This window comes from Oceanobacillus sp. J11TS1, assembly GCF_018333215.1.
Classification (GTDB): domain Bacteria; phylum Bacillota; class Bacilli; order Bacillales; family Amphibacillaceae; genus Oceanobacillus.
Map to the genome: position 1 here is coordinate 1 of NZ_BORO01000039.1, position 24875 is coordinate 24875.

The window sequence follows — 24875 nt, forward strand, 5'->3', positions numbered from 1 at the left end:
GGCCTATACTTACTAAAAACAAAAAAGGCTAGAGTGTGAAAAACTCTAGCCTTTTTTGTTATCACAATCGCTTATTTACTTCTTTTCTTACTTTTTCGTATTCTGTTTTACTAATACCAAGCGACTTCCTACGATTCTCGTGACCAAAGCCGTGCTTACCTTGAATAACTTCAGTAGCCATTTGGGAAACGGATTTTTTAGGCTTAGACGCTTTTCCATTAATAACATCCATAACAGCTTCATAGTTACTTCCAAGAGACTTTTTGCGCGCCTCTCCATTACCATGTTTACCGGCTAACGTTTCTTTCACAAGAGTATCAATTGACTTGCTGGACTTTTTAGGCTTGGACCCTAGCTTTTCATTTACTCGCTTTTGCACGGCGTCATACTGGCTTCCAAGCGCTTTTTTACGAGCGTCTCCGTATCCGTGTTTCCCGGCAATTACTTCATCTGCTAGTTGGTCGATGGATTTCCCATCAGTTTTAGGCTTGTCTGAGGTTGATGTAGACTTAGATATACTCTTATTATCTAACACAGTCTTATAATCAAATACAGGACACTCTTTCCATTCATATCCGCTAAACTCATTGTGGCCTTTGATGTGTTTAAGATGTGGGTATTTCGTCTGCAATGCATTAACTAGATTACGTAAACTTTCCTTTTGAGCATTAGTTGGCTCTTCATACCGGAAGTCACCAGTCAAACAAATACCAACCGCATAATTATTATGGTCTCCCACATGATAAGTCCTCAATTCAATGTCATTGCAAAATTTAATTGTGCCGTCTGGCTCTATCACATAAGAATAACCGATTGACGGCCAACCGTGCGTATCTACATGAAACTTAGCATAACTTTCAGCATTTGAACCGCCTAATCCTTGACGTGTTAAGCTATGATGGATAGCGATAGTGGTTTTACCTTTTAATGATAATACCGGGAACTTCCTTGTCGGATGTCTTTTTACCTTATTTCTAAAATCAACAAATTTTGGTACGTTTACAATACCTGCCATACATAAAACCTCCTCAAATTTAAAAAGAGCAGCCGTAGCTACTCCTTTTTCTCGCTTTTTAACAGTCGTGACATAAACTCTCTAAATAATTCACCTTTTTTACCATCCTCTGTTAGCTCTAAATGGGATAATATCGAATTAATCTCACTAATTAAATATCCGATATACAAAGCAAAAAGCGCTGGAATACCAACGCTTTCCGGAACCAACACTGATGCTGGGATAAAAAATACTAAGACAATAAAATACATTATCTTTTTAATAATCCCAAATAGTGCAATACCACTTTTAAACACTACATTTTTATTAAATCGGGCATTGATCCACCCAAATAAAAAATCGATTGTACTTGCTATTAATATTAATGTTAAAAGGAACGTAGCGAAACTGTCCCTCGTCTCTAAAAAACTTTGAAAAAAAGAAATCATTTCCATTCATCTCACCCTTCTTGGCATATTTGCGACATAAAAAAGAGGCTAGCGTCTGCTAACCTCGTAAGAAATAGCGCCCAGAACGAGCGCTTTATTAACTATTTAAATGTATACTTGCCTAATCTTACTTCTGCTTCTTTAATTTTTCTTTCCAATTCTACCCTATTGGAGACTAAGCCTTTATCAATTACAATGGTTTCTAGGGCAGATATATGTTTTGCAAAAGCAATTAGATTATTATGGTTCTCTTTTTGCAACTCCAATAAATCTTCGATAGTTTTTTCTAGATCCTCTATCTTTTGTTCAAACATATTATTTTCTGACATTTCCATTCGACCCCTTTTTTGTTTAATAGTAATATTCGACAAAAGGAGGGAAAAACCTTCTTTTTTTATTAAAATAAAAGCACCCGCTAGGATGCTATTGTTTAGTTATTATTTAATGTTTGAATTATATGATTGTAATTATCGTTTGTCACAAACAGCTTAACTATTTTAAGTTCTTTCATCAATTCACCTGCAGCGTTTTTATTTATATAAAACAATTGTTGAATTATATATGCTTGGGCTTCTTCGTCATAATTTTCTACGATTGATACATTTCTTTTTGTACCATTAAGTTTAGAAATATAGTTGTTTTCTAAATCCGTGAAAAACCATTCATAAACATTAATTCCCAAATTATTTGTGTGATTTTTCATTTCTATAATATCCCCGACAGTATTAACCATCCGACATCCCTCCTGTCTACGTATTCGACAAAAATAAGGGAAATCCTGCACAAAAAACAACTTTTATTCAGCATTTTTCAATGCTTCTATTATTTTCCCTTGAATTTCTTCAAGTTTATCTTTGTCCTTTTCCGCGATAGAGACCTCGATGCTTATTTCGGCGCCTTTGTAACTAAACAGCCACCCAAGTGATTCGCTCCACTGAACGGGATTATCAACTATTCTAAACCTAAGCCCTTCCACATCATCAGTACACATAGTTCCTGTTACGATTTCCATATTGGTTCCTAACGATTCATTAGAAATAGCATTAAAAACCTTATTCGTCATTTTCAACGTACCATCTTCATGCAGCACCGTAACCCCGTTTAAACTCTCTAATTTTGTCATGTTAACCCTCCTTATTAATCTTAAAAGGTTTTGATACTTTCATCTATTGCGTTTTGCTCGTTTACATACGCCCTGATTACTTCTTTATTAATGTCATCCCCGAATTGGTATATGCCGTTCTGATTATACAAAACACCTTGTTTATCGGTTGTTAATCCTTTGTGCAATCCTTTTGAATAACCTTCCTTTTCGCCATCTTCTCGTCCAGACTCATATCCTTTTCCGTAACCGTCGTATTTTGATTTGACAAGCAATTGTTGTAGTTTCCTTTTAGAAATAAACATCATTTTGCCCCCTTGCCTTTCTTTTGTTCTGCCTGCTCGTCCATTTCTTCTATACGCTCTTCGTATAAAGCATCTAACTCCTGCTGTACTTCCTGGTAAGCGATGCTCGCAGCTATCTTTTCTCCTGTGATAATACCTATCTCACTTTGCAACGCCTGTATCATTTTGTTTTGGCGTTGCAATTGTTCTTGCAGCTGTTCTTTAGATAGTTCCTGTTGATTCGTCGATTTGCTCTTCATTTATGACATCCTTCCTGCGGTATGATTTTCGTTGCTTATAGGTTCTGTACTGATAACCTGGTTGATTTTTGTTGTCTAGCTCTTCTATCTTCATCAATAGATACTGCAGCACTTTTTGATGAATGAAAGTGATGTTTCCGGAGTCAAGCGTTTCTTCGCTCCCTTTGAATAGATAATCTTTATCTGCAATTAAATCATCTAGAATAATTCCAACTTTTTTATCGAAAAGAGTTCTTTGTCCATCTTCGTTTGACCGTTTATAATCAAAAATTTTCACATCATTTTTCGTAACAAATTCCAGAGCATCTTTTAGTTCCAAGTCCTCTATATTTTCTTTATACTTACGCATGGACCTGATGTTAAGGTTATTGTATGATACAGTATTTACCCAGATTTGATTAACATCCCTATACTCTCGACCTATCAAGTTAGACTCAATCACATTTAAATATGCTGTATTTATACGATTATCCGCCCTGCCAATATTATAGTAATTTGGAGTACCGGTATTTATTGGATAAAAGTCTACAGTACCTTTGTCGCCATACGTTAATTCCAATGTCCATCCGACGTTACTATTTTCATACTGATTTCTAAACTGTATAACATTTGGCGTCTCAATCCTGCTAACACGCCTTAAATTTTCAGCGTACAAATTTCTAAACGGCTGTTCCGGAACTCCAATATCATAGGTCATATCTGTGTTAACGATTGGCTTAAACACATTAACTGTGCCCGATAAATCAAACTCAAAGCCTTTATTCCAGGACACCGGAATATTTACTACCCTAAATCTTCGTCCTACTACAGAGTTTGAGCTATCATCCTCATTCATCCTTGCGTTGGTATTTGCGATAAAGCCTCGGAACCAACGGTCATCTGTAGCGCCAAAATTATCACGCCGCGTGCCTGTTGTTCCCATAAAAACGACTGGATATGCTTCATTTATCGACGTTGTAAGCCCGACACCTGCTGTACGACCACCTAACTCATAAGTTAATCTATTGCTTGTGGAAGTGAAATCGATGGACGCGCCGCTGCCAAGTCTAAAGCGAGCGCTTGTCATGTCTAATTCGCCATTGTTCAAGTTAAAGCTAGTACGTCCGTTTAATGACGATAATATCCCTCCAGCGATAAAATCAGCTACCATAGTACCTGTCACGATTGTACTTGCGTTTATACCTTGTCCTGTTATCGCTTGTCTAAAAGTATTACCGCCATCGTCAGATACTCCCACACCAGCACTATTAAATAACGTCAAATAATTAGGGTTCTTTTTGTCTTTGGCAACAATTCCATTACCACCGAATATTAATTCCGTTTGTGCATTTTGCAAGGCTTTTGTGGCATTTTTGACAGCTTCATCCAAAACACTAAAAGGAAGCTTTCTGCGCCCCTCAATTAATTCATTAATTTGTTTGGTTGCGGCATTTATATTAGATTGGTGACGTTTAGCAATTCCCTCACTGCCAAAAGTAATATTTTCTGCAATGACATCACCTTTCCAATCTTTTGTGATGGATTGCGAAACTATTCTAACCTCGTCATCCAAACCAATTCTTTCATCAATCAAAAACACCCTGTCCCCAACTTGTGATTGACCGATAGGATATCCCTGGTTGCGTAGATCGTGGATATCAGCCGATACACTTACCTTTAATGATTCCTCGACTAATTCTTTCAATCCTTTATCCATTGTAGTTTTACTTGTTATTCTGCCGTCTTTAATTGATGGAGCTTGACGTATGCCGATGCCAGGTATTTTCGCTAGTGGAGAAGTGTATTCACGAACAAGTTTCGCATTTTGCCAATCACTCGTTTCACCCTCACCTTCTCCTTCGTTTCCGTAATCCCCATAGCCTATTGCATAAGTCCAAAATCCTGTTCCGTCAATTTCCATTGCGATATTACTAGCATTCAACTTATGGCGATATTGGATGGATGTATCACGTCCAACCCTGCGTTCAAGGTAGACAATGTTACCAACAATCCTAAATTCCATTTTGTAGCGCTCTAATGCTCGTTTAAAGGTCTCTAGTCGTGATTCACCGCCGCCAAATCCCTCCCACTGAACCGCATCGAATTTCCCTACGATAACAAATTCAAAAGGTAATCCTTCAAACACCCTAGAAAAAGCCAATTGGGCTGTCATATGCTCGTTGTATTCCTTTTCAATACGTTTACAACTATTCAACGTATCGAAAAATAAAGGGATGGCTTTTATTTTGACTTTTAGCCGTTTTTTATCTGGAGAGTGTGGTCCAACTCCTTGTTTTTGGCAACGAACAATCTTATGCACCACATTGTCATCGTCTATGACTTCCCACATTTCGGATATATCGTTTATAAACTTGCTATTAACCTTTGTTGGCAACACCTCGAAAGTTAAGGACTGGTGTCCATTTAACTCAAATTCATGCGTTGTCGTTGCTTGTAAATGATATTCTCTGCCGTTTAAATCACGAACAAACATGGTTTGGCTCTTATATTCTTCTGCAGTAACATTCTCCATGAAATATTTAATAGATGTTTTAAAAAACAAATACAAGCTAGCTGTACCATACTTAAATATTTCAGTTTTAGATAACGGCTCTACAAACTCGCCATTAATATAGGCAGGTCTTACAAACTCTGTGATATAAGATAATGTATGAGGCGTATAAAGATTCGATTGTCTAGCTGCGTACCCTCTCGCAAGTCCGGAATCTGGAGCCAACGGATTAGTCCAGATTGTCATTTTTTCTCCAGCATAAGCTTCGAACGAATCCCGCCATAAATCTCTAACGTTGTTGGTTTCGCGTTGGCCGTTAGCCAGTATAAATTTATTGCCGTAGCCTACACTGTATTCGGGCTGAAACATATGCATATCAAGATAAGCAAACGGCTTATATTTATCGATTTGCGCTGCAACGTTTTTGGATTCCGCCTGTGTGAGATGATAAAAATCATCGTTTAACTCCACGTGATTAGAATTGTATCTGGCTGAATAATCATATTGAGCATATTCGTCCACAACATGGTCCATCCCATAAGGATTAATCATAGGGATATAAGCAATGCAAAAGTTATTTAATACAAAGTTTCTAAAATCTGTATCAGGGAAAGTGTTATCCCGTAAATCCTCCATAAACTTCATGCTATATTGCGTTCCATGCCATTCGGTGCCGTGCATGCTTCCAGTGATAAAAAGACAAGGCTTTGATGCATTACCTAATTCAATAAGATACATGTCATAGGTTCCGCTTTGGTCCTTACCGATGGAAAAAAATCTATCAAACTTTTCTATTCTTTCTACTACAGTTTGATAGTTTTGATATTTGACTGTTCCACTAAACTCATAAGGTATTTCAATCATTACTTCCACCACCCAAAAGCTGACACGGATGTTGTATAAGTCGAAGTACCTTCCGTATATCCGTATTGATAGATAGATGCAGATTCTCGACCTGGCCTACCAGATATATCTGCCCATCTTGCATATGATAAAGCTTGCGCTGATACAGACACAGGGAGTTTGGCGAATGGTTTAGGATAGGTCCATGTCTGCAATTCGGATCTATAAATATTACCAGCAGCTATTGTTGCAGTTTGAGAGAAAGGCTCCGCCCAGCAATACTGCATTCCGTCCGAGTAACGAATATACTCGCCGTTTGCATTACTTCCTCTTTCGACTACTTTTACAACTTCGTTAATATCACTGTAAATTTTTGTTTCCAAATCACCGATGGCTTTTAATGCACTATCTTTAGCAGCGTTTGCTTTAGCTTGTGCTCCTTCTGGAGTTTCTTTAGTAGCAATCAATCCCTGCAATCTTTCGTCAACTTCTGTTATTGCTGTTGCGTTTATTTGTTGTATCTCAACCCACGTCAAGCCGTTATAACGATACACTTTTCCGGTATCTCGAGCCATTCGAGTCTCACCTGCTTGAGCTTTAGATGGTAAATCCGCAACAGTATTGACTGGTTCTTTCCAATCTAATTTGACATCGCTTCGGATTTCGGCATAAATTTCATCTGTAATTTTCCCGGATATGTTATTAACAGCTTTAAAAAGCTCGGTGTCATTATCATTTATTGCGTTTCTTGTATCTCTGTTCCATTGAGTTCCTATAATTTTTTGTGGCATAAATTATCCTCCTTTCAAAGGATTTTGAGCCTTTATGTTTATTTGAGACATAAAAAATACGCCTTATTTGGCGTGTTCTTTCTTACTCATCATTCTTTTGTAAATCATACTCATATTTGTAATTTGTTTCTGTACCGCAAGGTTCATCTTCTGCAGTTAAAATGCTTTCCGTTGTTGTTTCTTTAGTTTCTTCATTATAGGTAACTTTTGTAACCAATTTCGTTCCTCCTCTTTAATGTATTAAAAAAGCACCCTTGAAAGGATGCTTAATCAATAACTAAATTATCGTAATGAATTTTATTAGGGTTTAAACTACTTAAACCTATACAATAAACCGCATTAATTATGAAACCTGATTCATCTTTAGTTTCAATAGGTTTATAAACCCTTACCCTGTTGTCATTTAATAAAAATGAATCACCTTTCTCAAACCCATTCCAATCTGCCCCAACATCATTTCTCCATTCTGTTACGCTACCCCCAAAAATAGTTTCCTGGTGATCTACCTCTTCATTGTTAAAGTAAATAATTTTGATTGTCGCATTAAGGCTAAATTTTTCATTCAACGGTTGTCCCTCCCTTCATCTACTTCAATTCGACAAAAGGAGAGGAAATCCTTCTTTTTCACCTAATAAGGCGAATTTCAATCTAATTATTATACTTATATATATAATGCAGGAGGATTTTACCCCCTCTTAATTTCCACCTCTCTCATTTCTAATCCCCCTGTTTCTAAATCAAATGCCGTGTTCCCACCAATACTTACTAGTTTTTCACTCATCAATACCCTCTCCTTTATTTATAATAAAACCTAAAATTAAATTTAATCTCTGCACTATCTGCACCAGTGATGGAGAAAACATTCCAGCCGGGGTCCAGTTGGATATACTTCCTATTGGTTCGTCTTAATCCCTCTAAATTGTTAATCCATATATTTGCACCGTCTAACGTAATTACATCAGCAATACTAACTTGTTCAGTAACACGAAAAGTTGAGCCATTTGTTAGGTTGTTCAATTCGAAAAAGTTAGTGGATCTATACACGTTTGATATATCAATCCGTAACTCTTGTTCAAAGGGGTGTATTCCTACATTCCCAGCGTTATAGATTAAAAAAGTATCTCCTTTTTCAACATTATGAGTGTACTTATGCGATTCCTCATCGGACAGCAATCCCATACCAAAGCCCCATAATTCGCTGTCTGCGTTGACGCCATCACGTTGGATGTCTTGAGTTGTGCCGATGGATTCAGCCACACCCCTCAATCCGATAAATGTAATTTCAAAATTACCAAATACATTACGTTGTGGTATGTTATACGGATGTTGGACCTTCACCAACCATCGTTTACCTGGCTCTCTATGCTCAATTAAATAAAAAGACTCCTCTGACCGAAAGATGTGAAATATCTCATCCCTCAACAGCGAGAAGTCTTCTATATCCTGTGACATTGCTCTGAAATAAACGTTTATTTCCCTCGGACCAATTGAAGTGCCATAGTCTATTACCCCTAAGCCACCTTCTATTTCTCCAAATTGATGATTATAGGTAGGAGCTGAAATGATAAAATCCCTTGTCCTAATCCCTGCTTGGTCTAAATCAATTATTTCTCCATTATGACGTTGAATTAATGTCATTTCACCCCTCCTTAAAATACACTTAAAGATGCAATGATTGCGTTATTTTCATTTACAACTTTAGTGAGTTTCTCTCCATCTATATAAGCGTTTGTATCTTTGTTTAACAATCTATTTAAGATGCTATTTTGTTCTCTCAACAATCCTGTAACACTACCATCCTGTTTATTCTCTGGAAATTTAATATTTTTTACAGCCTGTGTCATCGAATCACTGCCGTTATAAGCCATCTTAGATGTACCTAGTGCTATCTCTGGACTAACTGGCTTAATCATCCCTGTCGACATGTCATCAAGCGCTTTGTAAACCAACTTAGCGTTATCTTCAATACCTACAGCAATACCAGCTGGTATCCATTTACCAACGTCGTCACGCATTACACGAGAAGGTGATTTAATTTTGAGGGCGTTCTTCATGGTGCTAGCTACTCTACTGGCAATGCTACGTGCTGTGGACATAACACGTCCAGCGCCACCATTAAGACCAGCTTGTAATCCACTCATAGCAAAGCTACCTATTGCTGACATTCTACCTCGTATACTACTAAAAGGAGTCACCATATTTACAGCTAGCCTTGTCATAATGCCTGCGTTTGTTGCTGCGCCAGAACTTAAATTATTTTGCATTCCCCTCATATTACTGGATGCGATTGCTGGCAATCGACCAAGGCGCCTTCCCATATTTGCTATACCCGCTTGTGTAGCTCTATCAAGTCCTTGCATACCTGATTGCGTTCGATTTAACATTGACGTTGTCATAGCGACAATAGAGTTGACTACACTTGATTGTCCGTTTGTTATTCCCCCAACTAGACCTTGAACAATAAAGTCTCCAAAAGCTCTAAAAACAGTTGACGGGCTGTGTATACCTAACTGAGAACGAACTTTTTCTAAGAGCGTTCCTGTCATAGCGGTTCCCGCAGCACTAACATCTCCAGACCCGGAATTTATGCCTTGAGTTAATCCCATCGTTACATAACTTCCGTAAGTTTCAAATGTAGATTGATTTATTTCGCTTGAAATAGCATTTTCAGGAGCTTGCCCCAGTTCGCTTGCCGCGTTGGTGACAGAATCTTTACCATTGTTAAGGCTTCCTGATAATCTTGTAGGAACACTGCTTCCGGTTCCTTCGACATCAGAACCATTGATCTCGTTTGCCATTGGATCAACAGCGCCACGTCCTAAGGTTCTTGATGCTAATTCAACATACGACGACCCTGTTCCCATTCCCTGTGATATATCGATAGGAACCTCATGTCCTTCATTGAAGAAGTCATAGTTACCCATCGCCAAATTAAATGCTGTCCATGATTTTTCAGCCAACCCCCGTGAAGCCGTTTCTACTTTCTCAGAGCCGTCTTCAATTCCTTCTGCTCCTTGTTCTGGTAGCACTCCAAATAGTTCATAAAAATTCGCTGCTTCAATGGCTTCCGCCGTCGTCATGGCCCCTTGTTCCACCATGCTAACAAGGATGTCTCCAACTTCACCTAAACCTTCACCTAAGCTATCTTTCATGGAATTAGCAGCAGTTGACCCGCCTTCGTCCATAAGTTCAGCAAACTTTTGCAATTGCTCATCGCTCATATCAGCTACAGTTTGGAGCTCCGCAGCAGAATCGATACCAAGGCCATCCAGCCATTGCATAAATCCTGTATATCCATTTTCTGATGCATAAGCCATTAGTTCTGCATGATTTTCTCCCCAAGCAGCAACCATTTCTTGATTGTGCTGAAGGTTTTCAATCATTTCTTGCGCTGATACTTCTGACTCGTCATTGATTTTATCAAAAGCATCAGTAGCTGCATCCTTTAACTCATCGTATTTATCCGCCATTTGATCAAACGCTGCTTGTTGATGTTCTTTTAAATCATCATAAGATAAGAGCATTGCTGCATTACCATCTTGCACGGCTTGCTTAATGCTTTCTTGAGCAGCAACCATTGCTTCCTCTGTAATCACTTGTTCATCTGCCAATTCTTCTAATTTGGCTCTAAGTATTTCTTCCTGATCAGTCAAATCAGAAGACATGTCGCTTGCTTCTTTTTTAGTTAAATTGTTATCGCTTTGGACTTCCTTTTGTTTATCCAGCACTTCATTTAATTGCTCTTCTACAGTGTGTTGATCCTGTAAGATCTCTGTGTAACGTTCTTGTGCAGCTTGAGCTGTCTCTTGATCTCTCATCAAGTCAATTCGCGCCTGTATTAATTCTGATGATTCGCTAAGACTGTCAGCCTCCTCGTTGTACATGAGATTCAGGCCTTCAACGGATCCATTCAATTGATCAACAGCATTTTTTAACTTTTGTTTATCTTCCTCTGATTTATTTTCTTTTTGCGATAATTCATCGACAGTTTTTAATAAATCGCTACTTGCATCTGCGTTTGCGTTAATACTCGACACTGCTTCTTTATAGGCGTTAGCACTGCTATCCACTGAGTCAGTCAGTGAAGTAGTCTCTTTATCCATTTTTTCAATTTCGCCTTTTAGCCGTTCGCCGTCTTCACTGGCGCGATTAAACCATTTAACAACCCCAACAACCGCACCAACTAAAGCTCCAATTCCTACAGTCACCCAACCTATAGGACCAGATAAAAGCCCCATAGCCACATTCAATGCTCTAGACGCAGCAGCGAATGCTATTTTGGCCGCAGTAGCAAGTTTAATTTTTCCGGTTAAGAGGTTAAAAGCTAATGTACTAGCCGCTAATACCTTTGTTCCAGCAGCTGTTGCTAGCGCTCGGGTTCTTTCTGCAACAGTAGCTAAAGTCAATTGACCAGTATAAATTCTTAACGCAGTATAATAAGCTTTAGTTGCTAGTTCAACAGTTTTAGTTGCCGCTGCTGATGTTTTTAAAGCTGTACCAAATGCGAGTATCATACCTGCTACTTTTTGGACAACTAACAGGGCAGAAAAAGCAGAGGCTGCACCAATAATAACTGGAGCGAATGGTCGGAGTTCTGAAATAACTTCACCTATTACAGATCCAAAGAATTTAAAAATTGGCGTAGTAGATTCGATGACGGATTTCATAGCGTTAAATGCCGCATTAATAACAACTTTTGCACTGTCGATATGTTCAGCGATTTCTTTTCCTGTAACTTCTTCTGATAATTTATTGAATGACTCAATCATTCCAGCAACACCGTTTGCGATAGAGTTTTTCAAGTTAGTCAAAGATGTAGCAATACCTAAGCTGTTTTCTTTGGCTAGATCAGCCATAATACCTGTTCCGGTACCAACTTCAATTAATTTGTCGTTAAATTGATCGAGTGTAATGGTGCCATCTTGGAGAGCGTTATATAAGTCATCCTTGGCACTTTTTCCAGCAAAACCAAATCCTTCAGCAATCTTAATTAAACCGACATCCATCGTCTCAGACAGTGTATTCCACGTATCCATGTTGATTTCGCCAGTTTGTAAAGCCTTGATATATTGATCAGTACCACGCTTTGCTTCTTCAGCGCTTGACCCGGAACCTAATAAAGCATTGTTTAATGCAATAGCAGTATCTGTTGCCTTGTCCATATCATTAAAGGACGTATACATACGCTGAGCACTACCCGTGATGTCGTTTAATTTTGTGGGTAACCCATCAATACCATCAGACAACTTGGCCATTGCAGCGTCTGAATCCTCGGCTGATACACCAAGAGCTTGCAAGACTTTAGGGAAGGCGTTTAAGGTATCAAATCGACTAATGGCTTGGTCCATAGATTGACGCATTGTGTTAAATGCAGCTGTTGCAATCGCCACAAGTCCGACGGATGCAACAAATGTTTTGACGGACCCTGATGCCTGATTGCTTTTGTTGTCCACATCAGCCATCGTGTCAGACATTCCACGAACAGAGTCGCTAGCTTGTGCACTACTATCGGCAACGCCATCCATTGCACCATCAACGCCTTGCAATCCTTTAGCAGCACTGTCCCCGCTAGAACCTAGACCCTCAATGGTGTCACCAGCACCCTTGACACTGGTACCAGCTTTGGCACTTTTATCACTTAAACTATCAAGGCTAGACTCTGCTGCTTTAATACCCTTACCTGAGCGATTACCGGACGCTTCCAAATTATCAAGTTGTTTAGCAGCAACATCTACCTGTTTACCATCAACCTCTATCGAGATTTTGATACTTCCATCTGCCAATTAGTCCACCTCCTCCCTGTCTTTGTCATGTATTGCGTGCTTCATTTGCAGTTTTCGCATTTCTTCTTGGTGCTTCGGTGTATCGTGTTTAGATGGCTTCCATGCTCTGATTTGGATGATTCTTTGCATAATAGTGTTAGATGGCAATCCATTTAATAAGGATTTAAATTCATGCCAATGCATGGACCCTTGTTGTTCATAAAGGTTGATATTATAAGCCTGCAAAAAAGACGCATAGATGTACTCTGCGTCTTGTTCTAGGTCGATATGTCGTTTGTTATCTTCTTCATCTTTAGGGACTGGCATTGGGTTTCCTTTTCTATCATAGGTAATCGGCTCTTTTTCCTTGAATAAGATGAAATTTTCATAAATATGATTCCAGAGTTCGAATCTTGATTGCCATGATTGAGGCAATTCTTGGTCATCAAGTAATAACCGCAAGCACCTCAATATCTTTTCGTAATCTCTTAGCTCTTCATTTCCTAATTGGTCAAAAACATCGAGTATGTTATCAAAAGCCATATCCAGCTCATATTCAATTCCTTCAAATGTAAAAGAGGTGACTAAAGGGGTATTCAACCGCATTTAATCACCTACTTCTTTTTAGCTTGTTTCTTGGCTTTATTCCTCAAAATTTCTTCTGTCTCGGTTTCAATAGATTTCGCCCGTTCTTCCTCTTGCTGTACAATTCTATCCTGAATCGCTTCATTGATTGCTCTGAGAGCATTCTGTAAAGAAACGTAATCCGGATATTTTTTGTATAATTTTGTAAAAGTTCCTTTACCAAACATCAAATCGTATTCAATAGCCGTTTGCTTTTTTTGATGTTCAATAAATTTCATACCTTCCTGGTGAGCTTCAGGTAAATTATTCAAATAATCCTCTGGCATTTCAATATTTTTCATTTCCTCAATGCTTTTCTCTGATTCTTTCTGCACCTGCTCGGCTAATTTGAAAAAGTTTACTAAGTTTTCGTGGGATGAATCAAACCATAATTCTATTTCTCCAACCTTTACTGGAAAACCCGTCCGTTGGATATCTATTTGAATATCTGACATGTAATCACTCCTTATAATAAAAAGAGGAGCCTAAGCCCCTCTTAATCTAAATTTACTGTCGCCCCGCTTGTCGTTGGATTGACTGATACAACCTCGGGGCTATCTACTCCCCCGAACCACCATCGTTGCCATTATCTAATTTAGTAACCTTAGGCAGTTGATCAAAACGAATAGTACAACTGAATGCTTCATAATCAGCAGCAGCCCCAGAACCTGCAACAATAGCAGATACGGTTGCACGACCAACGTATTCCTCTTTTCCATCGGCACTAACCACACGATGCCAAACTTTTCGTCCTTCCCCAAGTTTAAAACGCAAACTAGCAATAAGAGCTTGTGCTTTATCCTCGGAGTCATACGTTCCTTCAACGGTATAACCCATTGCTACTGACGTTACTTCTGTTTCTGGAGTACCGTCTCCGCTGTAATAAGCAATGTCCTCTGTCTCCTCGTTTGTATCATCCGAAATATCTGTAATCCATTCAGCAAGTTCTAACCATTCATCAGTGCTGGGTTCGGACTGCCCTCTTTCGTAAGGTTGGATAAAATGCCCGCGCAGGGCGTTCTTAAATCTAGCCATTCTATACACTCTCCTTGTTAAATGTTGTAATTTTCGCTTGTACATCCAATAAAAAAACAAACCATCCTTGGCTATCAGCCTCATTAATAAATGGTTTGTTAGTGATTATTAATTCATCAAATTCAAAACTTCCGTCATTACTCGCAATGTGTTTAATCTGCTCCAAGGCTGTTTGAACAATCCATAATGTGCTATGGATACGTCCTTGTGTCTTTGATTTCATCGCAAATTCATAATTTAGCTGTTGGTCTTTAGCGCCATTGAAGTATTCATTGACTACCCTTGAACCCGGGATAGGATAAACGACAAAGGAATCCTTTGCTTTTAAATAACCCGGTTCGCATTTAATAGGGAGACCATCGATTTCGTTAACTTTATCCGCTAATCTTTCTAAAAAGTCCATTACCACTTAGCCCCCTTTATAAATGCATTTAGCCAGTCATTGATATAAATCGTCTTTGCCTTGTTATCCCATCTCGGACCTGTTCCAGGTGTCGTATAGTTGTACATCATCATGTAAAACATTTTTCTAGCGTATGGAGTATTATAGTTAATCCCGCCACCATCAATGTCAATGGTCGCAGTATTACGCAAAATACTTTCTTTCATCGGCACAAATTGATTCATATCAGCCATAGCTTGATTAGCTAGAGCATACTGCCCTTGTTTCCTGCTTTGCTGACTCATTTTACGTTTTGCGCCGTCAAGGTTGATAGATATCTGTACCATCAAATCACTTCCAATTCATACGAATAAATCACCTTGTCATAAGCCTCGTAGATTGGGATAACTTTCGTGACTGTGTGATCCTGCCCATCAAATCGCAGGATGGATTGCGTTGCAAACTCTGGCAAAGGCTCCGTTATACCCTCATAGCAAAAAACAACCGCATTATACAGCAGTTGTTTACCTGATGACGATTGACTATATTCAGCGCCTCTGTCAATCCGACAATGCTCAATCAATATAGGCTCTTTATAAACAGGTCCATTCCAGCCATCTTCCACAAATTCATGGTAATCAAACGAATCAATACAAAAGGATTTAGGCGGCTTAGGCATTACCATGTGCAACACCTACCGCCCTATTTAGCAATCCTGTGCCTTCAAGATAAATAAATACATCCTCAGCTACTAAAGGCTTTGTCTCATTTTGACCCGTTGAACTGTACCGGCTTGGATTAGTGACACTAGTACGACCAGCAGAAAATGATTGAGGACTGTTGTTTATCTCCTCGTATGATGTGGCGCCCAACACATGGAAATATTCAATCTGAGCCACAAGGGCGTCTTTAAACTTACCAACTCTCCAGGAATTATCTTCATTGATATCAACATGTGCATAAAAGTGATTTGTGATATTATCCAAAATTGCAGATGCTTTAGGTAACAAAGCTTGAAATGCCTCATTACCTATATCTTTGCTAGTTAAGCTTTTAAATTCTTCGAATGTCAAATAAGGCATTATTATTCACCTTCTTCAGGATCCGGCTCTGGTTCCGGCTCAGATGGTTCTGTCAATGTCAATACATGAGTATCTGTATATTCGCCATCATCAGTAGTTACGGTAGTTGTATACGTGCCTGCTGGAGTATCCTCAGTCCACGATATACGGCCGTTACCACTTACAAATAAACCCTCAGCATCCGGACTTATATCATAAGATACAGCCTTATTTGTTGCATTATTTGGTGATACATTTGCGTTTAACTGACGATTACCAGCTACCCCAGAATCTGCACTCGATGTCTTAGGAGACAATGAAACACCTGTAACTTCAATTGGTAACGTCTTAAATGCAGGGATATCTACTCTTTTAGATTCCTTGCCATCTTCTACCCTCACTGCTTGATATTCTCCTGTAGCAACATCTGTATTAGGTTCTAATCCAGTGATTTCAAGAGGGCTTTCACCCTCTGTTACCACTTGATCTCCTTTATAGATTTTAAAAGGCATGTAACTCCTCCTAACTTAAATTGATGACTGCCCCGTCAGTCGTTGGCGTGACATTATCAACGCTCGGGGTTGTTACTCCCCCGAACCACCATCAACAGGTTCAATACGTACAATTTTAGATTCATCGACTAAAGCAACAGAATAATGTTGGTCCGCGTTGAATTTAGTCAATTTATGATCCATGTCTCGACCGGTTTCAGCTAAAAGGCCACGCTTAGTATAAGTACGCAATGCACCTGCTTTAACAGCAAATCCTTTACCATCTTCTACTTTCATCGAGCGCACAATTTCCCATCCTAGCAACTCACCAAAAGCTCCAGTCATCAAGATACGATCACCTAGCTCAGATGGTCGAGTCCAGTCTTGTGAAGCTTCTTTCCGTAATTTAGCAGCATCTTTGTAAGACAAGAATAAAACGCCTCGAGTGTCAACGTCCTCGAAATTATCAGGAGCGTCTACAAAGGCGTTTTCCAACGAGTCAATTAAATCTAAATCTATAGCATGCTTAATCGAAAGTGGTGCAGTCAAAGCTGTTTCTACAATGTCATTATCAATCTTAGAAGCAATAGCCATACGAATTTGACGCTGCGCTTCACCAACTGGATCACCGTAACCAGACAATACTGATTCATCGGTAAGTTTAACCCCTTGACCAGCTTTCTTGATAGTATACTGAGCGGTCTCAGTTTCAAGTTGCTCGTAATTAATTGCTTCTCCTTCTGCTACGTCTTGTGCGTCACCAATGTATTGGTATTTAGGAACTGTGATAGTAGATCCTGGCTGACCTTCTAGTGTATTGTCCACTGGTGCGATAGCGCTAAACTTAATAGCTTTTGGCAACTGTGCTGAGATCATTGCAGCCATTACCTCTGGATCAATTAAATTCTGTAATCTTGTTAAATCTGGCATGTTTCATCATCCTTTACTAATTTTTAGTTAATTGTTCGAACTGAGCAGGGTTGTTTGCTTTTAAGTCTGCTAGCTCTTGATAAGTCATATCAGCAATATTTTTCGGTGTATTGCTACCACCGTTTGGATTACCTGGATTGACAATATTAGGAATGTTTTTCTGTTGCTGTTGTTCTTCTTGTTCGAACAGATACGGATCACTTTCTTTCAAGCCTTTCAATTGGTCATCAAGACCTTTTAACGTATCACCATCTAGCTTGATAGTTTCCATATCTAACAGAGCCTTAACGGCCTTTGTGTTCTTAACTTTTGCTCCATTCAAGCTATTTTCAAGCGTATGGTCAAAAGCTTGTTGTTGGAGCTTTTGCTCGTATTCCTGTTTAGCTGTCTTATTAGCTTCTTTCAACTGATTGATTTCAGAGGTCAGTTCTTCGCTGTCCTTCGCTTTCTTGCTTAGGTCATCTAGTTGCTTATCACGGTCTTTCAGTTGTTGCTTATAGTCATCAATTTGCGTTTTCAAGCCGTCTACTTCATCAGCTTTTTTCTTGGTGTCATTAACCACTTTTCCATGTGCAGCCATAACCTTATCAATCTGTTCATCTGACAGGCCTAACGCCTTCAATTCTTCTCTATTCATCTATTATTCCTCCTACATTTATTTACGTGGTATTGTCCACGATGGATAAGCTATTTAACGCAGTAGCTACGAAATGATTGCATAACAAAAAGACAGTTTTATGACTTATCAAGGTCAAGCCAATATACGGCCATCAAGATAATAGATCAACTCCTATCCCGCTTTATAATCAAATTCTTTGAGCAACGTATCTAATGGAGTATAAACCTTCTCACGCTTGTAATTCCGGCTTAAATAATCACCATTCTCCGACAAATGGTCACGCATAGCCTTTTGACGTCTTGACACCATCTTGCGCCAATGTGCAGCCTTATCACTGCCTAGTTCCTCAGCAACCATAAGATTTTTCTTATATTTAACAATTTCCCTTTCGATTCGGCGCTGTGTGTCTCTGGCCTTAGCAACACGTTTATTCAGTACCTCGTCATATACAGGCTGATTATTAGTATTGACACCAGGTATAAACGGAATATGAATATGACGACAATTAACGCCCCGATGACCGCCAGGCGAACCATAATACGCTTCCCAATATGGGTCATAGATTGATAGATATGGGCTATCAGCTGGAATCTCATTGACTGGTCTCAAATCTACGACTTCACCTTGAATAATGGAACAAGCGTCTCTAGCGCCAACATGACTTGTAACAATGACTGTATGAACGCCATACTCAGCCATTCTGTCCTTACGTACTTCGTTGTAGGTATTGTTAAGAGTAGACTTCAAAACAGTGCGCGTGTATCCTTCAAGGCTCCAACGATGGCCGCCTTTATCAATCATGCCAGAGCCAATACCTTTTTGAGCTAACTCGGTAACAGCACGCTCTAATGATTGCTCAAACGTATATAAACCAGTATTAAACATGGCAGATGTACGATTAAGCGTATCTTGATAGGCTTTTTGTGCCTGCCCTATCCCATGCGCTGTAGTGATTAATGTTTGATTGACATAGTTATCAATCTCGCTCCAAGACTGGTTATGATAACCACGCATGACTTCATCCAGGTTATTGGGTTTAGGCTTTGTTTCATATGGCATTGCGTTGTCAATATCTTCAACCATTGCCTTCCCAGCATCTTCAAACATCAATCGTATATGCTTTTCAGCAATGCCTGTGGTTTCACTTAATAACTTCGTGACCTCGTTATTAAATAACCGCAACTCCTGCAGCTTTTGAGCTTGCCACATGGTAATATCATCAGAGCCATTTTTAAGTCGTCTAATGATGATACGAATAATCTCACCTTCAAGACTGTTGTACAGGCTAGCCATATTACCGGACCACAAGTCTAGTTGATATGGAGTGACTTTAGGCTTTTTAGGATCCATTCAATCACTCCTTGCAGCCTTTAAATAATTTCCTTTGATAATAAAAATCACTGTATGGAGGAATGTAAATAATCTTTTTACAACCTTTACAGCGATAATAATTTGAATGACCCATAAGTTCATATTCGTGATTCTTTTGACCAAACATCTTTATCAAATATTTAATCATTCTTCATCACCAAACACACCACGTGCAGCTCTATCTGCTATTTCTGATGGTTCAATCGCAAGTTGTTCTTCTTGGATTTGTTTCAGCCATTCCTTCGCCGTCTCAGTCGGCAAGTTAAATACACGCTTGATAACCTCTACGGTGGGAATAATGCCAAACGTCTTAGCTTGACCATAGTGCCGTAATAGCTGTTCTTTGTTTTGGAATATACCGTCATCAAAGTCCACTCCTATGTGTTCAAATGTTGGTATTTCTCCTTTAAACAATCCACTAGCTTTTGCTAATTCAAGCACTGATACAACTAAACCTTTTATAAAGCGTTCCAGGTCATTAACGTAATCATTTCTTGTCTGATAAGTTAAGCTATTTTCACTGGAAACCTCAGTAGCTGTCTTGACTGACTTGCCATCGAATGAAAACGTACCGACTGATAAGCCTAAGTCATCCTCAAGCTCTCGTAATTGGCTATTAATCGCTGCAATATATTGATCAGTACGGATGTCACGAGTAACGTCTTTAACAAGCTCCTGGTCACTGTCAGCACGCATAGACTTAAAGATATTGACATCTGGGTCAAATACTTGTTGTGGTGGCATTCCATCTTCGCTAGGTAATGTACTAAGCATATGATCACTGACAAATACAGTACGTTGCCCCATCTTAATCTCCCACCAATACTGGTCACTAGCCTCATTAATTTTCTTGATGGTCGATTCGGAGTTATCGGTTATACCTAATCCAAGTGGACTGTGAGGACTTATGTTATTAAACCCAGCTGGCTTCAAGTATTGGAAGTTAGTCTGGGTTAAGCCTTTCAAGTATGTTACTTCTTGTAGGTCCTCATAGAGTTCTCCTAACGGAACACGACTACCAATCTCACCTTTTTCAGTAGTTTTATAGAGTTCGTTAGTGATGATGTACATATCACCTTCCCACTCATGGAACTCAAATAAGGTGTAATAAACCTCTTTATCACGTTCCATCTTGGTGGTTTTGAACACCATAACGCCTTCTGAAATGCCATTACTGTTAGAACGTAACGGATAAAAAGCATTTGCAATCGCCCAGGAGAATTCTATTTCCTCAGATTCCTGATTAACATAAGGACGAATAGCCAAGCCACCCAAAGCATACATCGGTTCAAGATATTCTCTTAAGTTTTTCTTGAACGTATTATGCTCAAATACGTGTTGAATAAATTCGTTTGCTTCAGCGTAATGATTGTCACCTGTCTCGTCTTTATCATCAGAGACTACGATTTGACAGTTTTCGTTAAATACCAACGTTGACATACGCTTAGCTGTTTTCTTTTTCATGTTTAAAGCCATATAAGGACGCTTTTTCTTTTCGCCATTAGAATTGACGTATTCAACTTCTGGATACTTATATTGATAATGCCTAAGACTACGTTCAATCCGTTCTAATTCAGCCGGATCAATATTAATTTTAGGATGGTCATTAATCGTCTTTAATCTTTGCCCACTCAATGCATAACCCCCTCTCTTGAATAGATTTTTAATGCGGTCAATGAAATTCAAGCCGTCACCTCCTAAAGCTTAAGCTTCAAGTCTCTAGCGTTCGACACGCAGAAATATTGGAACTCATCACATGTATGGTCATCTTCTTTGACAACCTGTGGATTGTCAGTTTCTTGTGTACCTTCTATCCATTGGTACTTTTTATGTTCCTCAATAAAAATATCGTTGCTGTCGCAATGCTTTAAATTAGTCGGAATAGGATTTTCAAGATAATAAAAACGACCTTGCGCTAACAGGTCGTGTACGTAATCTACCATATCTACTTTTTTAAGCTTATTAACTGGTTTCCAGTGCTGCCCATGATCTTTATAGTATTGATTCCTCAAAGCGCCTTCCGCGCTATCAATCGTACGTTTCTTAATCCTTGCACCTTTATACGGAGCTTGAGTTGCAGTAGCTTTGATAAACTCATAGATGTCTTTTGACAAATCACTAGGAGCCTTTTTATTTACTTGGCCTGCCGGGCTGTAATAGTAGCCATTGAGCCTTATCACCTTACCTTTAGCAGTCAATCCATAACAGCCACAAGAAGTAGCAGAAACGCTATGTCCAGTGTCCATAGAATAAAATAGAGCAATAACTCTATCATCACTCGGAAGCTCTTGCATAGGCTTAAATAGATTCATATTGTATACGTTTGTTCCAAGTCCTACAGGCTCACCAAGGTAAAGATAACGATAATAATCATAGTCGTTCTTCTTAATTCTCTCGATGTCTTGCAGCATCTGTGCAGTAACAAAGCCCAGCTCGTCATCCTTGTAGCTAGAATCATGTACTAGCCATCCATCCTCACCCTTCATACCATCGGACCATTCGTTAATCCAATTCCAAGGGTTTCTAGGTGGGTTATATGACCAGAAGAAATGCACCATCTTAGCATCAGGATGCTTCTGACGCATGAAGGTTGTATTCGTTTGGTCGAATTCCTCAGCGCTGTTAAATTCAGCCGCCTCTTCGTACCATACTGCAATTAAATCGCCGATATCATTAGATTTAAGTTTCTGAAAGTCGTCAGATCCGTAGAAATAAAACGTTGAACCAGTCGCTTTATGAACTAACTTAAACGGCGCAACAGTTGATTTAAACTCTCCCGCTATACCAAACTTCTCAAGCGCCCATTGAATCTTTAAGAATACAGAGTCACGAATTGTACTGGCAACTTTACGAATAACAACCACATTAGCCTTTTTACCTGCTGTAATATAAAGCAGCATCATGAAAACAAGTTTTAGAGCAATAACGGAAGACTTAAACGAGTTACGGCCACCACGTAAAATATTGTATGGCTTATCTGTTGTCCATACAGGCTTAAAGTGAGGATTAACCTCTTTTTGTATGTTGATGACCTTATTCATTTTTATCAGTCCAGCTGTCAACAATTTGAATGCTTATAGGGTTATTATCGCCATCCTCTTTAGATATCTTTTCTGTCTCTGCTTTCAACTTTTCAATTTCTTGCAGCAGTTTTAGGTTAGCTAATTTATTCTTTTCTACTGTTGCCGTGAGAGTGGATAAGAATTTAGCAGCGTCGTTTTTATCTTTTATTTTCGGTTTCAATCTGACTGTCGCGATACTTTGCTCTACACCATCACTAACAACAAAAGCGTGTTCCTCTGTTTCTTGTTCTGTCAAAACCCTAACAGCATAATCAAGTATTTGCTTTTGCCTCAATTTCACATCCAATTCATGCTCTTCAAGCTGTTTTTCAATGTAGGCCACGATATTAGGTTTATTTAAGTTTTCACTCGCTATTTCACTGGCTGTTTTTTCACTATATCCAGCGTAAACAGCCGATTGCCTTGCGTTACCAGTTAGAATATATTGATCGGCAAACTTTTTTTGTTTTGGCGTTAATTTTCTCATTACATACTCACCAACTCCCACTAAATAATATTTACAACACTAAAAAAGACACCCTAAATGGATGTCTTAAAGTTTTAACCAATCTCTTATTTCTTTTAGTCCGGTATATGTCTTATTAAATGTGCTGTTTTCAGAAAGATAATCTTCTCCAGCTTCAGTTAGTCTTACTGTGTGCTCGTTAAACCAAAGCCTGCCATCTCCTTTAAACAGCCCTTTCAGATATCCTTCTTCTACCAGGAATTTAACTTGAGCGTCAAAGTTTTTTTGATCCACTTCAAAGTCTTTCTCGTCTAGCAAAAGATTGCCTTTATCGACTTCTTTTAAAATAGCATATCTTAATTTCTTTTTATCCATTCTCAACACCTCCCCCATTGTTATTAATTATACAATAAGAAGATGAATAAAGCGCGCAAGCGCTAAAAGCGTAGCAAATATTAATGGCGTTCCATTATGCCACGCCGTCCTGCCTTCCATTCTACACGCACTGTTTTTTATTTGTCATCTCTTGGGAAGAGTGTGCAAAGTGTGAAATCCTGTTCACAATAGATTCTTTAATGTTATAAATGTGCCTTCTTGATAGTCCCATATGGTGACCAATAGCGCTCATACTCATTCCGTCGAGCATACATTCTAATACGGCTTTCTCTCTTTCGTCTGTAATGATCGACATCCTTTTTTGGATGAACAGAACCTTTTCCTCAAGTTTTTGTAACCATCTACTTGCCTTGTCACGCCTCACGACTTCCAATGCTACAGGGTCACTGGTACCACCTTGTGCTTTTGGCATGGTAGATTCGATTCCAGATTGAGCCACAAGGTTACCCCCCGTATAATCCATCAACTGCCTTTGTCTCTTAATCTCATTCAACATCCAGCTGTAATCCCTCAGTGTTTCTTCAATTTGCTTGCTATTCATATGAATGCCCCCTCAATAAAATAAAAAAGACACCAAACAACGCTTTTAATGCGTTACTTGATGTCCTCCAGTTAGCTGGCAGAACCTGAAATTTACTTTTTTAAATCTTTTTCTATTTCCTTCAAAAGCTTATCAGTGTCCCCTAATAAGTTGTTCATCTGTTTTATTTTTTCATCAAATATATTTGCATCTGCTGCCGAGAATAAAAAATAATATTCGATTTGGATTAGCAAATCTTTCCACAGCAACAATAGTTCTCTTTCTTTTTGATTAAGTACCTTATCATCAAATAATAAAAAGTAGCCCTTTACTCTTTCCAAATGATTTAGAACCGATTCTTGAATCTCCAATTCATTAATAGATAGTTTTAATCTTTTTAAATCAAATTTAAATAAATTTAAGAGATATATTTTCCTACTTAGTAAAAGGTTTCTTTGATTCTCTTTTTCTATTTTATTTCCGTGTTTATAAATCAATATTGCTATTGTGCTAGAGATAACCACTCCAACTATTGAACCTAAAAACGACGGATTCATCATTATGCTTTTGAGTAAATTCAAAACTCTTCCCCCTCTTCCTTTCTCATTCTTTTCACCTGCCCTTGATGCGTAACAATCTTAAACTCTCCAAATGGAGGCAGCTCTCTAATTTTCGCTTTTCCTCCACTAACAACAATCACACAGTTGGTTGGTATTTCCATTGTATCAACTTCCAGTCTATTTGTATTAGATATATCAATGTTTTTCAACATAATTCCTCCCCATAAACTGTATCTTCCCTCAGATTGATTTCTGCTTTGCTTGTTTTCACCTAATCACCCTTGTTCCTTAGTTTTGACAGCCGTTTCTTTTCCTTGCAACCATTCATCAGGTGCTTTTTTAAAAACAGGAGCTCTATTTTCTGCAATAGCCAACATCATTT

The 24875-nt window shown here is 38.7% G+C and carries 31 protein-coding genes; all 31 read right to left on the minus strand.

Going from position 1 to position 24875, the window contains the following annotated elements:
• Nucleotides 1–61: 61 nt before the first annotated feature.
• Nucleotides 62–1015, minus strand: a complete 954-nt coding sequence (locus tag KI343_RS18495; RefSeq protein WP_212927898.1) for an N-acetylmuramoyl-L-alanine amidase — start codon at nt 1013–1015, stop codon at nt 62–64.
• 38 nt (nt 1016–1053) lie between these two features.
• A complete protein-coding gene (locus KI343_RS18500; RefSeq protein WP_212927899.1) occupies nt 1054–1449 on the minus strand; it encodes a phage holin family protein in 396 nt (131 codons plus the stop codon).
• Between the two features lie 95 nt (nt 1450–1544).
• Nucleotides 1545–1772, minus strand: a complete 228-nt coding sequence (locus KI343_RS18505) for a hypothetical protein (protein ID WP_212927900.1) — start codon at nt 1770–1772, stop codon at nt 1545–1547.
• 101 nt (nt 1773–1873) lie between these two features.
• Nucleotides 1874–2176: a hypothetical protein gene (locus KI343_RS18510; protein WP_212927901.1), complete on the minus strand. Its 303-nt coding sequence runs from the start codon at nt 2174–2176 to the stop codon at nt 1874–1876.
• A 63-nt stretch (nt 2177–2239) separates the two neighbouring features.
• Nucleotides 2240–2566 carry a hypothetical protein gene (locus tag KI343_RS18515; RefSeq protein WP_212927902.1) on the minus strand — a complete coding sequence of 109 codons (327 nt, stop codon included), beginning with the start codon at nt 2564–2566 and terminating at the stop codon, nt 2240–2242.
• Nucleotides 2567–2586: 20 nt separating this feature from the next.
• Nucleotides 2587–2853 (minus strand): hypothetical protein, encoded by a 267-nt coding sequence (locus KI343_RS18520; protein ID WP_212927903.1) that lies wholly within the window; start codon nt 2851–2853, stop codon nt 2587–2589.
• Nucleotides 2850–3089, minus strand: coding sequence for a hypothetical protein (locus tag KI343_RS18525; protein ID WP_212927904.1), 240 nt, complete (start codon nt 3087–3089; stop codon nt 2850–2852). Before KI343_RS18525 ends, KI343_RS18520 begins: the two co-directional genes overlap by 4 nt.
• Nucleotides 3052–6444 carry a phage tail protein gene (locus KI343_RS18530; protein ID WP_212927905.1) on the minus strand — a complete coding sequence of 1131 codons (3393 nt, stop codon included), beginning with the start codon at nt 6442–6444 and terminating at the stop codon, nt 3052–3054. Before KI343_RS18530 ends, KI343_RS18525 begins: the two co-directional genes overlap by 38 nt.
• Nucleotides 6444–7214 (minus strand): hypothetical protein, encoded by a 771-nt coding sequence (locus tag KI343_RS18535; protein WP_212927906.1) that lies wholly within the window; start codon nt 7212–7214, stop codon nt 6444–6446. The genes KI343_RS18530 and KI343_RS18535 overlap by 1 nt, the downstream gene beginning before the upstream one ends.
• An 82-nt stretch (nt 7215–7296) precedes the next feature.
• Nucleotides 7297–7431 (minus strand): hypothetical protein, encoded by a 135-nt coding sequence (locus KI343_RS20415; RefSeq protein WP_280530154.1) that lies wholly within the window; start codon nt 7429–7431, stop codon nt 7297–7299.
• 49 nt (nt 7432–7480) lie between these two features.
• Nucleotides 7481–7780 carry a hypothetical protein gene (locus KI343_RS18540; RefSeq protein ID WP_212927907.1) on the minus strand — a complete coding sequence of 100 codons (300 nt, stop codon included), beginning with the start codon at nt 7778–7780 and terminating at the stop codon, nt 7481–7483.
• 229 nt (nt 7781–8009) lie between these two features.
• Nucleotides 8010–8852 carry a phage tail family protein gene (locus KI343_RS18545; protein ID WP_212927908.1) on the minus strand — a complete coding sequence of 281 codons (843 nt, stop codon included), beginning with the start codon at nt 8850–8852 and terminating at the stop codon, nt 8010–8012.
• Between the two features lie 11 nt (nt 8853–8863).
• Nucleotides 8864–12997 (minus strand): tape measure protein, encoded by a 4134-nt coding sequence (locus KI343_RS18550; protein WP_212927909.1) that lies wholly within the window; start codon nt 12995–12997, stop codon nt 8864–8866.
• Nucleotides 12998–13582, minus strand: coding sequence for a Gp15 family bacteriophage protein (locus KI343_RS18555; RefSeq protein WP_212927910.1), 585 nt, complete (start codon nt 13580–13582; stop codon nt 12998–13000).
• A gap of 8 nt (nt 13583–13590) precedes the next feature.
• A complete protein-coding gene (locus KI343_RS18560) occupies nt 13591–14055 on the minus strand; it encodes a hypothetical protein (RefSeq protein ID WP_212927911.1) in 465 nt (154 codons plus the stop codon).
• Nucleotides 14056–14158: 103 nt separating this feature from the next.
• Nucleotides 14159–14635, minus strand: coding sequence for a phage tail tube protein (locus KI343_RS18565; RefSeq protein WP_244857105.1), 477 nt, complete (start codon nt 14633–14635; stop codon nt 14159–14161).
• Nucleotide 14636: 1 nt separating this feature from the next.
• A complete protein-coding gene (locus tag KI343_RS18570) occupies nt 14637–15038 on the minus strand; it encodes a minor capsid protein (RefSeq protein ID WP_212927913.1) in 402 nt (133 codons plus the stop codon).
• Nucleotides 15038–15364, minus strand: a complete 327-nt coding sequence (locus KI343_RS18575) for a minor capsid protein (protein WP_212927914.1) — start codon at nt 15362–15364, stop codon at nt 15038–15040. The genes KI343_RS18570 and KI343_RS18575 overlap by 1 nt, the downstream gene beginning before the upstream one ends.
• Nucleotides 15364–15702, minus strand: coding sequence for a putative minor capsid protein (locus tag KI343_RS18580; protein WP_212927915.1), 339 nt, complete (start codon nt 15700–15702; stop codon nt 15364–15366). Before KI343_RS18580 ends, KI343_RS18575 begins: the two co-directional genes overlap by 1 nt.
• A complete protein-coding gene (locus KI343_RS18585) occupies nt 15689–16099 on the minus strand; it encodes a head-tail connector protein (protein ID WP_212927916.1) in 411 nt (136 codons plus the stop codon). The genes KI343_RS18580 and KI343_RS18585 overlap by 14 nt, the downstream gene beginning before the upstream one ends.
• A gap of 2 nt (nt 16100–16101) precedes the next feature.
• Complete coding sequence (locus tag KI343_RS18590; protein ID WP_212927917.1) at nt 16102–16590, minus strand: putative Ig domain-containing protein; 489 nt, start codon at nt 16588–16590, stop codon at nt 16102–16104.
• Between the two features lie 72 nt (nt 16591–16662).
• On the minus strand, nt 16663–17499 hold the full coding sequence (locus KI343_RS18595) for a N4-gp56 family major capsid protein (RefSeq protein WP_212927918.1): 837 nt from the start codon (nt 17497–17499) through the stop codon (nt 16663–16665).
• 16 nt (nt 17500–17515) lie between these two features.
• On the minus strand, nt 17516–18136 hold the full coding sequence (locus KI343_RS18600) for a phage scaffolding protein (RefSeq protein ID WP_212927919.1): 621 nt from the start codon (nt 18134–18136) through the stop codon (nt 17516–17518).
• A 153-nt stretch (nt 18137–18289) separates the two neighbouring features.
• Nucleotides 18290–19468 carry a phage minor capsid protein gene (locus tag KI343_RS18605; RefSeq protein ID WP_212927920.1) on the minus strand — a complete coding sequence of 393 codons (1179 nt, stop codon included), beginning with the start codon at nt 19466–19468 and terminating at the stop codon, nt 18290–18292.
• A 165-nt stretch (nt 19469–19633) separates the two neighbouring features.
• Complete coding sequence (locus tag KI343_RS18610) at nt 19634–21175, minus strand: phage portal protein (RefSeq protein ID WP_212927921.1); 1542 nt, start codon at nt 21173–21175, stop codon at nt 19634–19636.
• 11 nt (nt 21176–21186) lie between these two features.
• On the minus strand, nt 21187–22530 hold the full coding sequence (locus tag KI343_RS18615) for a PBSX family phage terminase large subunit (protein ID WP_212927922.1): 1344 nt from the start codon (nt 22528–22530) through the stop codon (nt 21187–21189).
• Nucleotides 22523–23038 carry a terminase small subunit gene (locus tag KI343_RS18620; protein ID WP_212927923.1) on the minus strand — a complete coding sequence of 172 codons (516 nt, stop codon included), beginning with the start codon at nt 23036–23038 and terminating at the stop codon, nt 22523–22525. The genes KI343_RS18615 and KI343_RS18620 overlap by 8 nt, the downstream gene beginning before the upstream one ends.
• A gap of 66 nt (nt 23039–23104) precedes the next feature.
• Entirely contained in the window at nt 23105–23392 is a 288-nt protein-coding gene (locus KI343_RS18625; protein WP_212927924.1) for a YjcQ family protein, read from the minus strand.
• A gap of 121 nt (nt 23393–23513) precedes the next feature.
• The gene (locus tag KI343_RS18630) at nt 23514–23954 is read right to left on the minus strand and encodes a helix-turn-helix transcriptional regulator (RefSeq protein WP_212927925.1); all 441 of its coding nucleotides are present in this window, start codon (nt 23952–23954) and stop codon (nt 23514–23516) included.
• Nucleotides 23955–24046: 92 nt separating this feature from the next.
• Nucleotides 24047–24514: a hypothetical protein gene (locus tag KI343_RS18635; protein ID WP_212927926.1), complete on the minus strand. Its 468-nt coding sequence runs from the start codon at nt 24512–24514 to the stop codon at nt 24047–24049.
• Entirely contained in the window at nt 24511–24705 is a 195-nt protein-coding gene (locus tag KI343_RS18640) for an XtrA/YqaO family protein (RefSeq protein ID WP_374705455.1), read from the minus strand. The genes KI343_RS18635 and KI343_RS18640 overlap by 4 nt, the downstream gene beginning before the upstream one ends.
• Nucleotides 24706–24875 lie beyond the last annotated feature (170 nt).

Coding starts and splice junctions, on each gene's coding strand:
- KI343_RS18495 (WP_212927898.1), bottom strand. CDS start 1,015: ATGGCAGGTATTGTAAACGTACCAAAATTTGTTGATTTTAGAAATAAG.
- KI343_RS18500 (WP_212927899.1), bottom strand. CDS start 1,449: ATGGAAATGATTTCTTTTTTTCAAAGTTTTTTAGAGACGAGGGACAGT.
- KI343_RS18505 (WP_212927900.1), bottom strand. CDS start 1,772: ATGTCAGAAAATAATATGTTTGAACAAAAGATAGAGGATCTAGAAAAA.
- KI343_RS18510 (WP_212927901.1), bottom strand. CDS start 2,176: ATGGTTAATACTGTCGGGGATATTATAGAAATGAAAAATCACACAAAT.
- KI343_RS18515 (WP_212927902.1), bottom strand. CDS start 2,566: ATGACAAAATTAGAGAGTTTAAACGGGGTTACGGTGCTGCATGAAGAT.
- KI343_RS18520 (WP_212927903.1), bottom strand. CDS start 2,853: ATGATGTTTATTTCTAAAAGGAAACTACAACAATTGCTTGTCAAATCA.
- KI343_RS18525 (WP_212927904.1), bottom strand. CDS start 3,089: ATGAAGAGCAAATCGACGAATCAACAGGAACTATCTAAAGAACAGCTG.
- KI343_RS18530 (WP_212927905.1), bottom strand. CDS start 6,444: ATGATTGAAATACCTTATGAGTTTAGTGGAACAGTCAAATATCAAAAC.
- KI343_RS18535 (WP_212927906.1), bottom strand. CDS start 7,214: ATGCCACAAAAAATTATAGGAACTCAATGGAACAGAGATACAAGAAAC.
- KI343_RS18545 (WP_212927908.1), bottom strand. CDS start 8,852: ATGACATTAATTCAACGTCATAATGGAGAAATAATTGATTTAGACCAA.
- KI343_RS18555 (WP_212927910.1), bottom strand. CDS start 13,582: ATGCGGTTGAATACCCCTTTAGTCACCTCTTTTACATTTGAAGGAATT.
- KI343_RS18560 (WP_212927911.1), bottom strand. CDS start 14,055: ATGTCAGATATTCAAATAGATATCCAACGGACGGGTTTTCCAGTAAAG.
- KI343_RS18565 (WP_244857105.1), bottom strand. CDS start 14,635: ATGGCTAGATTTAAGAACGCCCTGCGCGGGCATTTTATCCAACCTTAC.
- KI343_RS18570 (WP_212927913.1), bottom strand. CDS start 15,038: ATGGACTTTTTAGAAAGATTAGCGGATAAAGTTAACGAAATCGATGGT.
- KI343_RS18575 (WP_212927914.1), bottom strand. CDS start 15,364: ATGGTACAGATATCTATCAACCTTGACGGCGCAAAACGTAAAATGAGT.
- KI343_RS18580 (WP_212927915.1), bottom strand. CDS start 15,702: ATGGTAATGCCTAAGCCGCCTAAATCCTTTTGTATTGATTCGTTTGAT.
- KI343_RS18585 (WP_212927916.1), bottom strand. CDS start 16,099: ATGCCTTATTTGACATTCGAAGAATTTAAAAGCTTAACTAGCAAAGAT.
- KI343_RS18590 (WP_212927917.1), bottom strand. CDS start 16,590: ATGCCTTTTAAAATCTATAAAGGAGATCAAGTGGTAACAGAGGGTGAA.
- KI343_RS18595 (WP_212927918.1), bottom strand. CDS start 17,499: ATGCCAGATTTAACAAGATTACAGAATTTAATTGATCCAGAGGTAATG.
- KI343_RS18600 (WP_212927919.1), bottom strand. CDS start 18,136: ATGAATAGAGAAGAATTGAAGGCGTTAGGCCTGTCAGATGAACAGATT.
- KI343_RS18605 (WP_212927920.1), bottom strand. CDS start 19,468: ATGGATCCTAAAAAGCCTAAAGTCACTCCATATCAACTAGACTTGTGG.
- KI343_RS18615 (WP_212927922.1), bottom strand. CDS start 22,530: ATGAATAAGGTCATCAACATACAAAAAGAGGTTAATCCTCACTTTAAG.
- KI343_RS18620 (WP_212927923.1), bottom strand. CDS start 23,038: ATGAGAAAATTAACGCCAAAACAAAAAAAGTTTGCCGATCAATATATT.
- KI343_RS18625 (WP_212927924.1), bottom strand. CDS start 23,392: ATGGATAAAAAGAAATTAAGATATGCTATTTTAAAAGAAGTCGATAAA.
- KI343_RS18630 (WP_212927925.1), bottom strand. CDS start 23,954: ATGAATAGCAAGCAAATTGAAGAAACACTGAGGGATTACAGCTGGATG.
- KI343_RS18640 (WP_374705455.1), bottom strand. CDS start 24,705: ATGTTGAAAAACATTGATATATCTAATACAAATAGACTGGAAGTTGAT.